This is a genomic window from Mesocryomonas lacus (genome assembly GCF_055730105.2).
The window spans coordinates 178,706-195,370 of sequence record NZ_JBUZWF020000002.1 but is presented as its reverse complement, the minus strand read 5'-3'; the positions used below and the strand labels follow the sequence as shown (position 1 = coordinate 195,370).

The 16,665-nt window shown below is 67.9% G+C and carries 14 protein-coding genes and 1 pseudogene; 7 read left to right on the top strand and 8 right to left on the bottom strand.

Translation table 11 applies throughout. From position 1 onward, the window contains the following. Positions 1-10: 10 nt before the first annotated feature. Positions 11-1,000, bottom strand: coding sequence for a UDP-glucose 4-epimerase GalE (gene galE, locus ACZLZQ_RS05995; protein ID WP_472948589.1), 990 nt, complete (start codon positions 998-1,000; stop codon positions 11-13). Positions 1,001-1,146: 146 nt separating this feature from the next. Between galE and hemA the strand changes: the two genes are divergently transcribed. Beyond that, positions 1,147-2,424 carry a 5-aminolevulinate synthase gene (gene hemA, locus ACZLZQ_RS05990; RefSeq protein WP_472949197.1) on the top strand — a complete coding sequence of 426 codons (1,278 nt, stop codon included), beginning with the start codon at positions 1,147-1,149 and terminating at the stop codon, positions 2,422-2,424. Between the two features lie 9 nt (positions 2,425-2,433). Here hemA and ACZLZQ_RS05985 read toward each other — a convergent pair whose 3' ends face one another. The 3 genes from ACZLZQ_RS05985 to mscL form a co-directional block, all read right to left on the bottom strand. Then, positions 2,434-3,525 (bottom strand): AbrB family transcriptional regulator, encoded by a 1,092-nt coding sequence (locus tag ACZLZQ_RS05985; RefSeq protein ID WP_472948588.1) that lies wholly within the window; start codon positions 3,523-3,525, stop codon positions 2,434-2,436. Between the two features lie 13 nt (positions 3,526-3,538). Further along, positions 3,539-4,708 carry a pyridoxal phosphate-dependent aminotransferase gene (locus ACZLZQ_RS05980; RefSeq protein WP_472948587.1) on the bottom strand — a complete coding sequence of 390 codons (1,170 nt, stop codon included), beginning with the start codon at positions 4,706-4,708 and terminating at the stop codon, positions 3,539-3,541. 100 nt (positions 4,709-4,808) lie between these two features. Further along, positions 4,809-5,279 carry a large conductance mechanosensitive channel protein MscL gene (gene mscL / locus ACZLZQ_RS05975; protein ID WP_472933878.1) on the bottom strand — a complete coding sequence of 157 codons (471 nt, stop codon included), beginning with the start codon at positions 5,277-5,279 and terminating at the stop codon, positions 4,809-4,811. Positions 5,280-5,379: 100 nt separating this feature from the next. Between mscL and ACZLZQ_RS05970 the strand changes: the two genes are divergently transcribed. After that, positions 5,380-8,865 carry a hybrid sensor histidine kinase/response regulator gene (locus tag ACZLZQ_RS05970; protein ID WP_472933879.1) on the top strand — a complete coding sequence of 1,162 codons (3,486 nt, stop codon included), beginning with the start codon at positions 5,380-5,382 and terminating at the stop codon, positions 8,863-8,865. A 48-nt stretch (positions 8,866-8,913) separates the two neighbouring features. Here ACZLZQ_RS05970 and ACZLZQ_RS05965 read toward each other — a convergent pair whose 3' ends face one another. Then, entirely contained in the window at positions 8,914-9,570 is a 657-nt protein-coding gene (locus tag ACZLZQ_RS05965; RefSeq protein ID WP_472948586.1) for a response regulator, read from the bottom strand. 157 nt (positions 9,571-9,727) lie between these two features. Continuing rightward, complete coding sequence (locus tag ACZLZQ_RS05960; protein WP_472949196.1) at positions 9,728-10,192, bottom strand: secondary thiamine-phosphate synthase enzyme YjbQ; 465 nt, start codon at positions 10,190-10,192, stop codon at positions 9,728-9,730. A gap of 204 nt (positions 10,193-10,396) precedes the next feature. Here ACZLZQ_RS05960 and ACZLZQ_RS05955 point away from each other — a divergent pair, with 204 nt between their 5' ends. After that, complete coding sequence (locus ACZLZQ_RS05955) at positions 10,397-11,428, top strand: alpha/beta hydrolase (RefSeq protein WP_472948585.1); 1,032 nt, start codon at positions 10,397-10,399, stop codon at positions 11,426-11,428. Between the two features lie 76 nt (positions 11,429-11,504). Here ACZLZQ_RS05955 and ACZLZQ_RS05950 read toward each other — a convergent pair whose 3' ends face one another. After that, a complete protein-coding gene (locus ACZLZQ_RS05950) occupies positions 11,505-12,005 on the bottom strand; it encodes a hypothetical protein (RefSeq protein WP_472948584.1) in 501 nt (166 codons plus the stop codon). Between the two features lie 106 nt (positions 12,006-12,111). On the opposite strand from ACZLZQ_RS05950, the gene ACZLZQ_RS05945 reads away from it, so the two are divergent. Together ACZLZQ_RS05945 and ACZLZQ_RS05940 are read left to right on the top strand one after the other, a co-directional pair. Continuing rightward, positions 12,112-12,459 (top strand): DUF952 domain-containing protein, encoded by a 348-nt coding sequence (locus ACZLZQ_RS05945; protein WP_472933882.1) that lies wholly within the window; start codon positions 12,112-12,114, stop codon positions 12,457-12,459. Next, the gene (locus tag ACZLZQ_RS05940) at positions 12,456-13,556 is read left to right on the top strand and encodes a quinone-dependent dihydroorotate dehydrogenase (protein ID WP_472948583.1); all 1,101 of its coding nucleotides are present in this window, start codon (positions 12,456-12,458) and stop codon (positions 13,554-13,556) included. Before ACZLZQ_RS05945 ends, ACZLZQ_RS05940 begins: the two co-directional genes overlap by 4 nt. Before the next feature lie 8 nt (positions 13,557-13,564). Here the strand turns inward: ACZLZQ_RS05940 and ACZLZQ_RS05935 are convergent. Next, positions 13,565-14,907: pseudogene (locus ACZLZQ_RS05935) on the bottom strand (MATE family efflux transporter). 113 nt (positions 14,908-15,020) lie between these two features. Between ACZLZQ_RS05935 and ACZLZQ_RS05930 the strand changes: the two are divergent. Next, positions 15,021-15,920, top strand: a complete 900-nt coding sequence (locus ACZLZQ_RS05930; protein WP_472949195.1) for a histone deacetylase family protein — start codon at positions 15,021-15,023, stop codon at positions 15,918-15,920. 82 nt (positions 15,921-16,002) lie between these two features. Further along, entirely contained in the window at positions 16,003-16,662 is a 660-nt protein-coding gene (locus ACZLZQ_RS05925; RefSeq protein ID WP_472948582.1) for a hypothetical protein, read from the top strand. Positions 16,663-16,665 lie beyond the last annotated feature (3 nt).

Here is a 16,665-nt window from a genome sequence, read left to right as displayed (position 1 = left end):
CTGCGGCGCGCTACTCGGCGTTGCGGCGCATGAGGTGTTGTTCCCATGCAATGGCATGGCCGACGATCTCCTCGAGATCGTCATGCGCCGGCACCCAGCCGAGTTCCGTCCGGGCGCGGTCGGCATTGGCGACGATGCTGGCGGGATCGCCGGCGCGCCGGCCGCCCTGGCGGATGGTGAAGTCGGCGCCGTGCACCGCGCGCACCACGTCGAGCACCTGCCGGACGGAGTAGCCGAGGCCGTAGCCGACATTGGCGACGATGCTCTCGCCGCCGGCGCGCAGCCGGTCGAGCGCCGCGAGATGGGCCGCGATGAGATCGGTGACGTGGATGTAGTCGCGCACCGCCGTGCCGTCCGGCGTCGGGTAGTCGTCGCCGAAGATGTCGATCGCCGGGCGTTTGCCGAGCGCCGTCTCGACTGCGACCTTGATGAGGTGCGTCGCACCCTTCGTTGACTGGCCGGACCGCCCGGCCGGATCGCTGCCGGCGACGTTGAAGTAGCGCAGCGCGGTGTAGCGGATCGGATGCGCCGCGGCGGCGTCCTCCAGCATCATCTCGCTCATCAGCTTGGACCGGCCATAGGGCGATTGCGGCTTCAGGAAGTTGTCCTCCGACACCGGCCCGAGGCCAGCCATGCCGTAGACCGCAGCGGTCGAGGAAAAGATGAAGTGCGGCACGCCGCCCGCCACCGCCGCGGCGATGAGGTCGCGCGTCTTAACGGTGTTGTTGAGGTAGTAGCCGAGCGGGTCCGAAACCGAATCCGGCACCACCACGGAGCCGGCGAAATGCACGATCGCGTCGATGCCGTGCTCGGCGATCAGCCGGCCGACCAGTGCCTGATCGGCGATGTCGCCCTGCACCAGCGTCGCGCCGGGCGAGACCAGCCAGTCGAAACCGGTGACGAGGTTGTCGAGGACGATGACGCTCTCGCCGCGGTCGAGCAGGCCGAGAACCATGTGGCTACCGATATAACCGGCCCCGCCGGTAACGAGGACGCTCACCGTGCGCCGGCCGCAGTCGTGATCGGGAGGTTGGTCATGGGTCTCTACTCCAAGTGTCTGACAGGGTGGACAATCTGGCGCTTGCAGCATCGTGGACTTCGCGCGCCGGCCCTTTTAGAACGTTTCTCGAAAGGAAGTTCTCAATGATCGACTATCAGGGCCATTTTGAATCCGCGATCGAAGCGCTGCATGCCGAGCGACGCTACCGGGTGTTTGCCGATCTCGAAAGGATCGTCGGGCGTTTTCCAACTGCGATCTGGCGCAACGATGGCGAGGCGCGCGAAATTACCATCTGGTGCTCGAACGACTACCTCGGCATGGGCCACCATCCCGCCGTCGTCGGCGCTATGCAGACGGCCGTGTCGGGCATGGGCACGGGCGCCGGCGGCACGCGCAATATCTCTGGCAACAGCCATCCCCTGACCTTGCTCGAGCGCGAGCTGGCCGATCTGCACGGCAAGGAAGCGGCGCTGGTCTTCACCTCCGGCTTCGTGTCGAACGAGGCGTCGATCTCGACCATCGCGAAACTCCTGCCGGATTGCCTGATTCTGTCCGACGAGCTCAACCACGCCTCGATGATCGAGGGTGTGCGCAAGGCCGGTACCCGCAAGCAGGTGTTCCGCCACAACGACGTCGCGCACTTGGAAGAGCTCCTGAAGGCCGCCGATCCCGAGCGGCCGAAGCTGATCGTTTTCGAGAGCGTCTATTCGATGGACGGCGACATCGCGCCGATCGAGGCGATCGTCGCGCTCGCCGAGCGCTACAACGCCATGACATATATCGACGAGGTGCACGCGGTCGGCATGTACGGCGCGCGCGGCGGCGGCATTTCCGAGCGGGACGGCGTGGCCGGCCGCATCGACGTGATCGAGGGCACGCTCGCCAAGGCTTTCGGCGTGCTCGGCGGCTACATCACCGGCAGCGCGGCGGTGATCGACGCCGTGCGTTCCTACGCGCCGGGCTTCATCTTCACCACCGCCTTGCCGCCGGCGCTGGCCGCCGCGGCGACCGCCTCGATCCGCCACCTCAAGGCCTCGCAGGCCGAGCGCGACAGCCAGCAGCGGCAAGCCGCGCGGGCGAAGACGGTTCTGGCGGCCGCCGACCTGCCGGTCATGCCCTCGGCGACGCACATCGTGCCGATCCATGTCGGCGATCCCGATCTCTGCAAGAAGGCGAGCGATCATCTTCTGGAGAAGCACGGTATCTACATCCAACCGATCAACTACCCGACGGTGCCGCGCGGCACCGAGCGGCTGCGGATCACCCCGACGCCGCTGCACGGCGACGACCTGATCGACAAGCTGCGCGATGCCTTGGTCGAGACCTGGCAGACCGTCGGGATCCCGTTCGCCGGTGACCGGCATGTCGATGTCGAGGCCGAGCGCGCGGTGATGCCGCTGGTGATGTCGAAGGCCGGCGGCTGACTTCAGCCGTCAGTCGCCGCGCCCCCCGGCGCTTCCGCCGTCCTCGCGCGGCGGCACAGCACCGGGCGCGCGCGGCGACGCGGCGGCCATGCGGCGCGCCAGAACCGGCACCAGCAAGGCGATGCAGACGAAGCGCACCACGTGGTGCGCAGCGACGTAGGCAGGATCGAGGTTGAACTGGTAGGCGAGCACCGTCAGCGCCTCCAGTGCGCCCGGCGCATAGGCCAGGGCGATCTTGCCGAAACCGATGCCGAGCGTCTCGTAGGCGATGAAGGCCGCAACGCCGGAAAGGCCGAGCCCGATCGCGAAGGCGCCGAGCGAGGCCGGCAGGTATTCCAGCAAGGCGCGGCGGTTTTCCGGCTTGAGCCGGCTGCCAATGATGACGCCGAGGAGAACCAGCGCGACGGTGGCGACCGGCTTCGGCACCGCCACCGGTGCGATGCCGCTGACGTGCAGCATGGCACTCGCGGCAAGCGCGCCAAGGAGCATGCCGCCCGGCACACGCGAGAGATGGCCGAGCCAGGCAGCGAACAGGCTGGCGCCGACGAGGATCAAGTATTCGGCGATCGGCCCGTCGGTGCCGCGGCTTGCCGCCAGAATGCCCTCGCCGCCCTGCAGCCAGGCAAGCGTCGGCGTCAGCGCGCCGAGCAGCAGCAACAGCCGCACGCTCTGGACGACGGTGATTCGCGTCAGGTCGGACCGGGTCTCGGAGGCAGCGGCGAGGACGAAGGACATCGCCCCCGGCAGTGCCGAGAACAGCGCGGTGGAGCGGTCCCAGCCGAAGCTCTTGCGCAGGAAGAAATAGGTCGCCGCCGTGACCGCCACGACGCCGATCATCTGAATGGCGAAGGACAGCGGCCAGAGTGCCAGCTGGTCGACCACCTCGGGCGTGACCCCTGCCCCGGCCTGGACGCCCAGGACGACGAAGGTGGCGTTGCGCAGGCTGTTCGGCAGCCGAGTGTCGATGCCGGACAGGCTGGCGATCGAGACGACCAGAGCGGACCCCAAGAGCCACGCCACCGGCAGGTCGAGCAGCGTCGCCACCGTGCCGCCGGCAGCCGCGAGCAGCAGCGTCAGCGCAAGCGCCATCAGGCGGGGCATGCCTTTCAAGCCGTCAAGCCTGCCGCCGGATCCAGCTTTGCAGACGGTCGGCAGCCATTTCCACCTCATCCAAACGGCGGTGGAAACAGGCGCGCAGGAAAGTGCCGGCTGACGACCCGAAAGCGGTGCCCGGGGCAAGGCCGACGCGCACGTCGTCGAGGATGTCGAAGGCGGCCTGGCGGGTGTCGGTGATGCCGTCGATCGAGAAGAAGGAGTAGAACGCGCCTTCCGGGGCGACGATGGCGACGCGGTTGGTCGACAGCAGCGCGCCCGTCAGGATGTCACGCGCCTTGTGCGCCCGCTCGACCTGCTCGACGATGAAGGACTCGCCATGGTCGAGCGCAGCGATGGCGCCGCGCTGCATGAAGGCGGCGACGCCCGAGGTCGAGTACTGGATGAGGTTTTCCAGCACCGTGCCGAACACCGCCGGGCACTCGATCCAGCCGACCCGCCAGCCGGTCATCGCCCAATTCTTGGAGAACGAGTTGACGAAGAAGATCGGCTCGTCCGGCTGCATGATGTCGTGGAAGGACGGCGCCCGCCCGCCGGCATAGTAAAAGCGGTTGTAGATCTCGTCGGCAATCAGCGTGATGCCGGTCTCGCGGACGATGGCGAGGATATCCTCGAGCATCTGGCGGTCGGCGGTCCAGCCGCTGGGATTGGACGGGGTGTTGACGAAGAGACCGCGTGTCTTCGGACCGATGGCGGCCCTAAGCTTGGCGAGGTCGAGCTGCCAACCGCTTTCGGTCCAATCGAGCGGCACCTCGCGCGCCACGCCGCCGGCGACACCGACGGCGGCAGCAAAGTTCGGCCAGGCCGGACCGATAAAAACGATCTCGTCGCCCTCGCCGGCCAAGGCCTGGATCACCAGCTGGATCGACTGCATGCCCGAGCCCGTGACGAAGAAGCGGTCGGAAGAGACCGGCTGCCCGAAAGTGCGCTCGGTGTAGCGGGCAAGCGCCTCGCGCAGCTCGGGCAGGCCGCGCTGCCAAGTGTAGAAGGTCTCGCCGGCGGCAAGGCTCGCTGCCGAGGCATCCCGGATGAACTGCGGCGTCGCGAGGTCTCCCTCGCCCGCCCAGAGCGGGATGACGCCGTCGAGCGTGCGGCCGTAGTTCATCACGGCGACGATGCCGCTTTCCGGGGCGGCCGCGGCGGCCGGGCGCAGTCGATCGAGAGGGCTCATGAAATGCCTTGCAGGATGGGAGCACGGCCGGCCTCGGCGCGCCATGTTCCGCCATCGCGCTTTCGCCCGCGGACGTCAACCCTCGGGATGGCGACAGACCTCAGCTTGGGTCGGTAAAGCTGCCGAAGCGCGCCGGCTGGCGGGCAGCGTCCGCCCGGCTGCTGGCGAGGAGATCGCGGATTTCCTGCAGCAGCTTCTGCTCTGCCGGCACTTCGGCGATCACCGCAGGCTTCTCCTCTTCCCTACGTTTCAGCTGGTTCATCGCCTTGACGACCATGAAGAGCACGAAGGCGACGATGAGGAAGTTGATGAGAAGCGTCAGGAAGGCGCCATAGGCGACGACGGTGCCTTGCTCGCGGGCGACCTCGAGGCTGCCGGAGGTGACGTTGCCGGACAGCGCGAAGAACTTGTTGGTGAAATCGACGCCGCCGGTGACCACGCCGACGAACGGCATGATGATGTCCTTCACCATCGACTGGACGAGGCCCGAGAAGGCGGCACCGATGATGATGCCGATGGCGAGGTCCACCATGTTGCCTTTCAGGGCGAATTCCTTGAACTCTTTGATCATCGCTCGTTCCCTCGCGCGGACGGGTCCCGCCCAGTTATTTCAATGACCCTTCCGGTCATGACGCAGCGAGAGCCAAGACAGCAAACGGAAGGATGTCAACGTGCACAGCTGGGTCATCGTCATTTCGGCGATCATCTACCTCTTTTTGCTGTTCGCCGTGGCGCATCTCGGCGACCGGCGCTCGGCGGAAGGGCGCGCCCGCACCAGCCGTCCGGGCGTCTATGCGCTGAGCCTTGCCGTCTACTGCACCTCGTGGACGTTTCTGGGCTCGGTCGGGGTCGCGGCCCGGGACGGTTTCGACTTTCTCGCCATCTACATCGGCCCTATTCTCGTCTTCCTCTTGGCGCCGCGGCTGATGCAGCGCGTGGTGCAGCTCGCCAAGGCCGAGAAGATCACCACGATCGCCGACTTCATCGGCGCGCGCTACGGCAAGAACCCGGCGGTCGCCGCCATCGCCACGGGAATCGCGCTGGTCGCGGCGGTGCCCTACATTGCCCTGCAGCTGAAGGCGATCTCGACCGGCGTCGCGACGCTGATCGTCTACTACCAGCCACAGGCGAGCCTGCCGCCGTTCTTTGGCGACAGCGCGCTGTTCATCACGCTGCTGCTCGGCCTTTTCGCCATCCTGTTCGGCACCCGCCAGGCGGATGCGACCGAGCATCAGGACGGGCTGGTGCTGGCGATCGCGATGGAATCGATCGTCAAGCTCGCCGCCTTCGTCGCGGTCGGCCTCTGGGTCTGCCTCCAGCTGTACGACGCGCCGGCGCTGTGGCAGGCGGCCCGCGCCGAGCCGGCGATCCGGGCGGCCTTCTCGAAAGGCGTCGACGGGCATTTCCTCGCCTCGCTGATCCTCAGCGGCTTTGCCATCCTGATGCTGCCGCGGCAGTTTCACGTGACCGTCGTCGAGAACCGTTCGCCCGAGGAGATCCGGCGCGCGCGCTGGCTGTTTCCGCTCTACCTCGTGGCCATCAATCTCTTCGTCGCGCCGATCGCCATTGCCGGCATGCTGAAGCTCGGCGGCGCCGTCGACAGCGACCTTTACGTCCTCGCCTTGCCTTTGTCGGAAGGCAATTCGCTGCTGGCGCTCATCGCCTTCCTCGGCGCACTGTCGGCCTCCACCGCCATGGTCATCGTCGCCTCGGTCGCGCTGTCGATCATGATCTCCAACGACCTCGTCCTGCCGGTCCTCCTGAAGCGGCGCGACACCATCGTCACCGGCGAGCGCGACGCGACGCGGCTGATCCTCGCCGTTCGGCGCACGGCGATCATCCTCATCGTGCTGCTCGGCTACCTCTACTACCGCTTTGCCGGCGGCGGCACGGGGCTGGCCTCGATCGGCCTCCTCTCTTTCGCCGCGGTCGCGCAGTTCGCGCCGGCCTTCCTGATCGGCCTTGGCTGGAAGGGCGCCAACGCCCGTGGCGCGAAGGCGGGGATGATCTCCGGCATTGCCCTCTGGTTCTACACCTTGCTGCTGCCGGCCGTCCTTCCCGGCTCGGCCCTGGTCATGGACGGGCCGCTCGGCATCGGGATGCTGCGGCCGCAGGGGCTGCTGGGCCTATCGCTCGACCCGCTGCTGCATGGCGCGCTGCTGAGCCTTGGCTGCAACGCGTTGCTGCTGGTGCTGGGCTCGCTGACCCGCCAGCCAAGCCCGCGCGAGCGCATCCAGGCCTCGATCTTCGTGCGCCAGGACGGCGGCGCCTCGACCGGCTTCCGGCGGGCGCGCGCCGGCGTCACGGTCGGCGAGCTGAAGGCGACGATCGCCCGCTATCTCGGCAGCGACCGCACCGAACGCTCGTTCGACAGCTTCGCCGTCGCCGAACGGCGCCAGCTCGCCGATACCGACGAGGCGGACAGCCGGGTTGTCGGCTTCTCCGAACAGCTCCTGGGATCGGCGATCGGCTCGGCCTCGTCGCGGCTGGTGCTGTCGCTCCTGCTGCAGCGGCACAAGGGCTCCAGCCGATCGGCCATCCGCCTGCTCGACGATGCCTCGGAAGCCTTGCAGTACAACCGCGACATCCTGCGGCTGGCGCTCGACCAGGTTGACGAGGGCCTTGCGGTCTTCGACGCCGACTTCTGTTTGACCTTCTGGAACCGGCAGCTGCGCGACCTGCTCGACCTTCCGCCGCAGCTCGGCCAGGTCGGCACGCCGCTGACGGCCGTGCTGGAGCAGCTGCGCCGCGAGGGCCAGATCGATGCCGGCGAGTATGCCCGCAGCTTCGAGGTCCTCACCAACGCTCCGGCGCTGCGCCAGGTGTCGTTGCGGCGCTCGAACCGGGTGGTCGAGATCCGCACCCATCCGATGCCGGAGGGCGGCCTCGTGCTGACCGTCGCCGACATGACCGAGCGCGAGCGACACGCGGCGACCCTGCACGAGATGAACGAGACGCTGGAGGAGCGGGTGCGCCAGCGCACCGCCGAACTCCTCAAGGTCAACGCGGCGCTCGCCGAATCGCGGCAGGTGGCCGACGCCGCCAACATCGGCAAGACGCGGTTCCTCGCCGCCGCCGGCCACGACATCCTGCAGCCGCTGAACGCCGCCAAGCTCTATGCCTCGGCGCTGCAGGAGCGCTATTCCCGCCTGCCCGGCAAGGCGCTCGCCGCCAATATCAGCTCCTCGCTGGAATCGGTCGAGGCGATCCTCGGCGCGGTGCTCGACATCTCGAGGCTGGATGCCGGTGCCATGGCGCCCTCGCTCGAGGATTTCCCGCTGGAGCCCCTCCTGCGGCAGATCAAGACGGACCTTGCGCCGCTGGCCGAGGAGAAGGGTGTCCGTCTGCGGTTCGTCGAGACCTCGGTGACCGTCCGCTCCGACCGCAACCTCCTGCGCCGGCTGCTGCAGAACCTTGTCTCCAACGCCGTGAAGTACACCCGTACCGGCAAGGTCGTGGTCGGCGTGCGCCGGCGCCCGGGAAAACTTATCGACATCGCGGTCATCGACAGCGGCATTGGCATTCCCCGCCACCAGCTGCAGAACATCTTCCAAGAGTTCATCCGCCTCGACGAGGGCACCCGCACGGCGCAAGGGCTGGGCCTCGGGCTGTCGATCGTCGACCGCATCGCCAAGGTGCTCGACCATCCCGTCAGCGTCACCTCCGAGCACGGGCGCGGCACGCGCTTCCATGTCGGCCTTCCCCGCCGCCCGGCGATGGCGCCGGCACCCGCAGCCCTCGCCACAGTACGCGTGCACCGGGCGCTGCGGCTCGACGGCATGCTGGTGCTGATCCTCGACAACGACGCATCGATCCGCGACGGCATGGCGGCGCTTCTCTCCGGCTGGCACTGCGAGACGCTGCTCGCCGGCTCGCTAGCCGAGGCGATCCAGGTTTGCGGAGCGGCCGAGCGGCTGCCGGACATCGCGCTGATCGACTTCCACCTCGACCAGGGCACCGGGCTCGACGCGCTGTCGCGGCTGCGCTGGCAGATCGACCGGCAGCTGCCGGCGATCATGATCACCGCCGACCGCTCGCCGGAAGTGCGCGAGCACGCCGCGGCCATCGGCGTCGACGTCCTCACCAAGCCGCTGAAGCCGGCCTCGCTGCGCGCCGCGATGGCGCAGCACCGCGGCCGGCGCGAGGCGGCGGAATAGCGCCGGAGACGGCAAGCCCCTGCCCTAAGGGTCGCTCGTTCGTGAGAACTACCGGCTGACGCCGTCCTCGCGGCCGGGATCGAGCTGGCCGAGCCGGATCACCGCCTGGGTGCGGCTGTCGACACCGAGCTTCTGCAGTACCGCCGAGACATGCGCCTTGATCGTCGCCTCGGAGATGCCGAGCTCGTACGCGATCTGCTTGTTGAGGAGCCCGCGCCCGAGCATGGTGAGGACGCGGGTCTGCTGCGGCGTCAGGCTGCGCATCTGCTCGATCAGCGCAGCGACCTCCGGATCGCCCTCGGCGCCGAGCTGGACGTTTGCCGGCAGGTAGACGTCGCCGGCCAGCAGCGAGGCGATAGCGGCGCGGATCTCCTCGAAGCTCGCCGACTTCGGAATATAGCCGGACGCACCGAGATCGAGCGCCCGCCGGATCAGCGGCGCGTCCTCGCTGCCGGAGACGATGGCGATCGGCACGCCCGGGTGCTCCGCCCGCATCAAGGCGAGACCGGCAAATCCGCTGGCGCCGGGCATGTTGAGGTCGAGCAGAAAGAGATCGGCTTCCGGATGCGCCGCGATCGCCGACGCCGCCTGGTCAAAATCGGCGGCCTCGACGATCAGATGCTCGCCCGGCAGCGAGGCCAGGATCTCCTTCAGGGCGCCGCGGAACAGCGGATGATCGTCGGCGACGATGAAGGTACGGTTCACAGGGCGCCTTGCAACGGTTTCACGGGCAGCTCTCTCTGGGTCAGCGCAGCTGAAACGCCGGCCATGTCTGCAACGAACCGCATCGCAGCAGAAGGTTCAAGGGGTAGGCGCGGCCGAGCACGGCTTGCCTCGGACGCCGGCGCGTCTTTGCGCGCGGTCAGGCCCGGCCACCGAGGCTGCTGCGGCCGGGCTGGCCGGCGCGGGTTCCGGCAAAATGCAGCACCACCTCGCGGGTATGGGGCCGTACCCGGTGCTCGACGACGTAGAGGCCTTGCCAGGTGCCGAGCATCAGCCGGCCGCGCAGCACGGGGATGGCGAGGCTCGTCGCCGTCAGCACGGTCTTGATGTGCGCCGGCATGTCGTCCGGCCCTTCGATCGAATGCCGGTAGATCGGTCCGGCAGGCGCCAGCCTGTCCAGCGCATCGAGAAGATCGGCCTGCACGTCCGGGTCGGCATTCTCCTGGATCGTCAGCGACGCCGAGGTGTGGCGGATGAAGACGGTCAGAAGCCCGTCACCCGCCTCCAGCGTCGACAGCCGCTCCTGCACGGCCTGCGACAAATCAAGCATCGAGCGCCCCTTGGTGCGGACGGCAAGCGTCTCGATGAACTGCATCGGCTCCATCAATGCCGGTCTTTCCTTCTTACGCCACAACACGACCGGCCAATGCCGGCAGAGGTGACAGGCGTTTTGCCTTCGCCCATCGTCCCTCCATAATCCCAGACCATGATCGTCGCCGCGATGGAACCACCGGACCTCTCGCAGCGCAAAAAAGACCGGCCACACGGCTAATGAAAGTCCGGTCCTCCGGCAAAAAAAGGAAGCGTGATGACCGTCAAGCGCCTGATCATCGATCCCGCCGATTTCGACCTCAGCCGCGCCGAGCCGGAGCTGATGGCGATGAACGCCGACATCATCGCGCTGCAGCGATCCCGCCCGAGCCCCTGGAGCGCGCCGATCACCGCAGTGCGCCAGGCGCGGGCCGAGGGGCGCGGCGTGTTTCCGGCCGCACCGGTCGATCCCGGCGCGACGACGACCGAGATCCGCGGACGCGGCAGCCATCCGATTGGCGTTCGGATCCTGCGTCCCACCGGACAGGCAGAGCGGGGGACGTTCCTGCACTTCCACGGGGGCGGATGGGTCTGGGGCACGGCCGCCGAGAACGACCCGTTCCTGCGCCGGATCGCCGATCAGACCGGGCTCGCCGTCGCCTCCGTCGACTACCGCCTCGCGCCGGAGTTTCCGTTTCCGAACGGGCCCGAGGATTGCGAGGACGCAGCGCTCGCTTTGATCGCGGGAGACATCGCCGATGCGCATGGCCCGTTGCCGACCGGTTACCTTGCCATTGGCGGTGAATCAGCCGGCGCGCATCTCGCGGTCCTGACGCTGATCCGGCTGCGGGACGGGCATGGCGTGACGCCGTTCGCCGCCGCCAACCTCAATGCCGGCTGCTACGACCTGTCGCTGAGCCCCAGCGTCCGTCGCTTCGGAAGCGAGCGGCTGGTGCTGAACACCGAGGACGTGGCCGCCTTCTCGGAGCGCTTCCTGCCCGCCGGCAGCGACCCGCGCTCGCCCGACATCTCGCCGCTCTACGCTGACCTTACCGGCCTGCCGCCGGCCCTCTTCACCGTTGGAACCTGCGACCTCCTCGTCGACGACAGCCTGTTCATGGCGACGCGCTGGCTGGCGGCTGGCAATGCGGCGGAACTCTCGCTGGTCACCGGCGGCTGTCACGTCTTCCAGAACCTGCCCTCCTCGACCGGCGTCCGCTCGATGTCCGAGATGGCTACCTTCCTTCGCCGCCACCAGGCCGCCAGCGACGACACACAGGGCCACGACCGACTGGTCGAACAGCTCTAGCGGCCGAACGCTATCGCATCCCTCGCAGATCCGGCCGCGCCTTTGGGCGCGGCCGGGCCGGTCCCTACGGGGAAGGTTACGTCCGGTTCGGGCTGGTGTCCGGGGCGGGCTTCTCGTCGTCGAGTTCGCGGGCGATGTCGCGGAAGGTGCGGAAGATGTGTTTCATCTGGCCGAGCGCCTTGTCGAGGTCGGCATCTTCGGGCAGCACCGACTGCGGCGGCTTGCGCGGGCCGGCGGCGGCGCCATCGTCGGGCCGGCCATCCTTCAGGCTGGCGACTTCGTCGGACAGCTCGCGGATGCGATCCTCCAGCCGCTGGCGTTCGTCCTCGGACGGCTCGCAGGCGATCTGGCCATTGTCGACCTGGCAGAGGCTGATCTCGCCGGTCTGCGTGTCCAGCCGCGCGACGCCGCCGTCGACCGGCTGCATCGAATAGCGGGACGCGGCGGAGGGCGGCATCAGGCTCTGGGACGACGGGCTCTGCGGCACGAGGCTTTGCGCCATGGCCGCGCCGCCGGCCAGCATGATCGCGGCACCACCGGCCAGAGCGAGGATCAGGATGGCGATCGCGGTCTTCATCGGCAACTCCCTGGGGCCCGGATCTTCGGGCGCGCGGAGCTATCCCACGCAAATTGGGCGAGATTGCCGCGATTGACCTTTATCACCATGTCTGGCAACCGAGGCTATGAGCGATCCGATCTACAAGATTGCGCCGAGGGCGCTGTGGCAGGCCGCTGAACAGGCAGGACGTTTCGACGGCGCGCCGGTCGACCTCGCCGACGGCTACATCCATTTCTCGACCGCGCTGCAGGTTCGCGAGACCGCGCACAAGCATTTCACCGGCCAGCGCGAGCTGCTGCTGATCGGGATCGACCCCGACAAGCTCGGCGACGCGCTGAAGTGGGAGCCCTCGCGCGGCGGTCAGTTGTTCCCACACCTATATGGCCCGCTAAGCTTGGACGCCGTGCTGTTCGCCGAAGAACTGCCGGTGGACGCAGCCGGCTACCACGTTTTCCCCGCGAGCATCCGGTGAGCCTCTACGACGTCGCCCGTCCCCTCCTCTTCAAGCTCGACGCGGAAAAGGCGCATGGCCTGTCGATCGCCGCGTTGAAGCGCGGCGTCATCCCGCGCGTCGACATCCCCATCGACAGCCGCCTGCGCACGGCGGTCGCAGGCTTGTCCTTTCCGAACCCGCTCGGCCTTGCCGCCGGCTACGACAAGAACGCCGAGGTGCCCGACGCCGTGCTGCGGCTGGGTTTCGGTTTCACCGAGGTCGGCACGATCACCCCGCTGCCGCAAGCCGGAAACCCGCAGCCCCGGGTCTTCCGCCTGCCGGCGGCCGGCGCCGTGATCAACCGGCTCGGCTTCAACAACGAGGGCGCCGCGGAAGCCTACGAGCGGCTGCAGCAGCGGCGGCGCAAATCCGGCATCGTCGGCATCAATGTCGGCGCGAACAAGGATGCCGCCGACCGCATCCACGATTATGTCGAGGGCATCAGCCGCTTCGAGCCTCTGGCAAGCTACCTCACCGTCAACATCTCGTCGCCCAACACGCCGGGCTTGCGCAAGCTGCAGGGCGGCGACGACTTGGAGCGCCTGCTGGAGGCGGTGGTCGCCGCCCGCAACGGCGCGGCGGCGGTCGACGGGCGGCCGCGCACGCCGATCTTCCTCAAAGTCGCGCCCGACCTCGACCGCGAGGAGATCGCCGCCATTGCGCGGTCGGTCGCCGCGCACGGCATCGAGGGGCTGATCGTCTCGAACACCACGCTGTCGCGCGACGGCCTCTCGACCACGCTGCTGAACCGCAACGAGGCCGGTGGCCTTTCCGGCCGGCCGCTGTTCCGCCGCGCCACCTACGTGCTGGCGGCCTTCCGCCGGGCACTGGGACCCGACATCGCGCTGATCGGGGCCGGCGGCGTCGACAGCGCCAAGACGGCGATCGCCAAGGTCGAGGCCGGCGCCGACCTCGTCCAGCTCTATACCGGCCTCGTCTATGGCGGGCCGCGCCTGCCGACGAAGATTCTCGCCGGCATGAGCCATTTCATGGACCTCAACGGCATCGGTCGCCTTTCCGAAATCCGCGACCGCACGGTCGATCGCGTGCTATCCGCCGGCCCCGACGCAAACTGAGCTTCGCCTCAGGCGGAGGCGAAGGTCTGGCGGCGGCGGCCCGGCAAGGCGGCGAGCAAGGTCACGCCGCGCAGCGACAGGAACACCTCGAAGGCGAGCCAGAGCCCGTGATTGCCGAAGGACGGCACGAGGGCGAAGGCGAGGACGGCGAACAGCGCTGTCGACAGGAGCATCATGTCGCGCATCGTCCGCGACCAGGTGGCGCCGATGTAGATGCCGTCCATGACAAAGGCGAGCGCCCCGGCGAAGGAGGCGATCGACGCCCAGAAGAGATAGGGGCGCGCTGCCGCCCGCACCGCCGCGTCGGTGGTGAGAAGATCGACGATCGAGCCGCCCGCGACGAGGAAGAGCAGCGTCAGGAGGCCCGACAGTGCGAGCCCCCAGGCGATCGACAGGCGCACCGCGCGATCGAAGGCCGGCCGCCAGAACGCCCCGACCGAACGGCCGACCAGCTGCTCGGAGGCCGTCGCGATCCCGTCGAGGAAATAGCCGCCGATCATGAACATGTTGAGGAGGACACCGTTGGCGGCAAGCGTCAGCGCGCCGAGGCTGGCCCCGAGCCGGGTGAACAGCATGTAGCCGCCGAGCAGGCAGAACGAGCGGATCATGATGTCGCGGTTGAGGGCGATCATCTTGAGGAAGCCGGCCTTCTCGAACACCCGCCGGCGCGTCGGGCGCTCGGCCCGGTCGAACCCGCGGATGACGAGGATGAGGCCGACCATGGCTCCGATCGCCTCGCCCGACACCGTCCCCAGCGCCACGCCCGCGACGCCGCCTTCCCAGACGAGGCCGAACAGGATGGCGAGACAGATGTTCGCGCCATTGATGACGATCTGAAGCCCAAGCCCGAGCGCGCCTCTGCCCCGCCCGAGGACGTAGCCGAGGAGGGCATAGTTCGTCAGCGCGAAGGGCGCTGAGAACATCCGCCAGAACAGATAGGTTCGCGTCGCCTCGGAGACCGCGGCATCGGGGGCGATGAGGAGAGGCCGGCCACCGAGATGGCCGGCTCCAGAAGGACGAGCCCGCAGCCGATGACCAGCGCCAGCACCAGCGCGCGCCAGAACACCGCCTGCATTTCCGTGCCGTCGCCCTCGCCAAGGGCCTGTGCGGTGAGACCCGTGGTGCCCGAGCGCACGAAGTTGAAGGTGGCGAAGGCGAAATCGAAGATCAGCGCGCCGACGACGAGCCCTGCGAGCGCAGCGGCATCTCCCATCCGGCCGACCACCGCGATATCGGTGAGCCCCAGCAGCGGCGTCGTCAGAAAGGCCAGCGTCATCGGCACGGCGATGCGCAGGACCTCACGGTTGGTCACGTCGAACGGTCGGGCAGTACGGGGCGATGCAGGGATCATGACGCGGTTCCATCGAAGCTCGGAGGACGGCGTGGCAGCTTCCGATGAAGGCGGCAAGGGGCGTTGTACGGGGGTCTGCTGACGGTAGTGAACCGCGCCCTATGTCAGCTGCGATGACCTTGCCGATCGTTCACCATCCCGCCTTCGACGCCCAGTTCGATGCCCAACATCGCTTTCCCATGGGCAAGTTCTCGCGGCTCGCCGAGATCCTCGTCGAGGACGGACTGGTGCCGGACGGGTTTCACGTTCCCGTGCCGGCGACCCCGGAGCAACTATGCCGGGCGCACTCGGCCGAATACGTCGATGCGGTGCTGTCGCAGACCGTCTCGCCTGCGATGGAAAAGGCGATCGGCTTTCCCGTCGACGAACGCGTGTCGCGGCGCTCGCGCTGCGCCACCGGCGGCACCATCCTCACCGCCCGGCTGGCGCTGGCGCATGGCCTTGCCTGCAACAGCGCCGGCGGCAGCCACCATGCGTCGACGGATGCCGGCGCGGGCTTCTCCGTCTTCAACGACGTCGCCGTCGCCGCGCGGGCGATGTTGGCCGAGCACCTTGTCGACCGGGTGCTGGTGTTCGACTGCGACGTGCACCAGGGCGACGGCACCGCGCGGATCTTCACCTGCGATCCCCGCGTCTTCACGCTCTCGATCCACGGCGCCCACAATTATCCCGAGGTGAAGCCGCCGTCGGATCTCGACATTCCCCTTCCCGACAAGACCGGCGACGAGGCCTATCTCGCCGTCCTGCCCTACGCGCTCGAGACGAGCCTTCTGCAGGCACGGCCGGACCTCGTCTTCTACAATGCAGGCGTCGACCCGCATGCGGACGATCGGCTCGGCCGCCTGTCGCTGTCCGACGCGGGGCTCGCCGAACGCGACCGCCGCGTCATCGGCTTCTTCCGCGAGTGCGGTATCCCGGTGGCCGGCGTCATCGGCGGCGGCTATTCCCGCGACATCGACAGCCTGGCCCGCCGGCACACGATCCTGCACCGGGTGGCGGCGGAGTTTAGCTGATCGCCACCTCATATCACTTAGGGTAATTGCAACTATTAAGAGAATATGCAACTCTCGGTTACTCTCTACCGGAGGACGCATCATGCCCCAAGGATTGCTGCCAAAGCCGCCAATCGAAACAGGCTGGTCCCTCTCGCGGCTGGCCCTGGTCGTGGTTCTCCTGACTTTTCTCATTGGCATCTGGTTCAGCGGCTGGCCACTACCGGACACGCCGCACCTGTCCGACACCGCCTTCACAGACGTCCTCTCTGCGCTCGGCACCCTGGCGATCCTCGCTCTCTTCGTAGAGCGGACGGTCGAAGTATATGCCGTCAGTGTCCGCGAGCCGGGGAAGGTCTTGCTAGAAAACACCCTCGCCAAAGAGCAGGCCGGCACCGATGCTGCGCTCATACAAGGAGCTCAATCCAAGCTTGCGGGGTATCAAGCAGGTACGCAGAAAAGGGCGACGCTTTTCGCGCTGGGTCTTGGGCTCTTGCTGGGGCTCTTCGGCGTGAGCATTCTCGGCCCGATGTTCGACGCGGCTGACCACCTCGGCAAATCGTACCAATATCTTCGCCTGCTCGACGTGATCATCGTCGGCGGCCTCCTCGCTGGCGGTGCCGATCCCATTCATCAGATGATCAAGGTGCTGCAGGATGCCGCCGAGTTGAACCGCGCCAATACTGCCCTCACCGCGGCCGAGACGAAAGCAGCCGCAGCGCAGACGAAGGCAGCCGCCGCCGCGATCCAGCCTCCCAACTAAAGC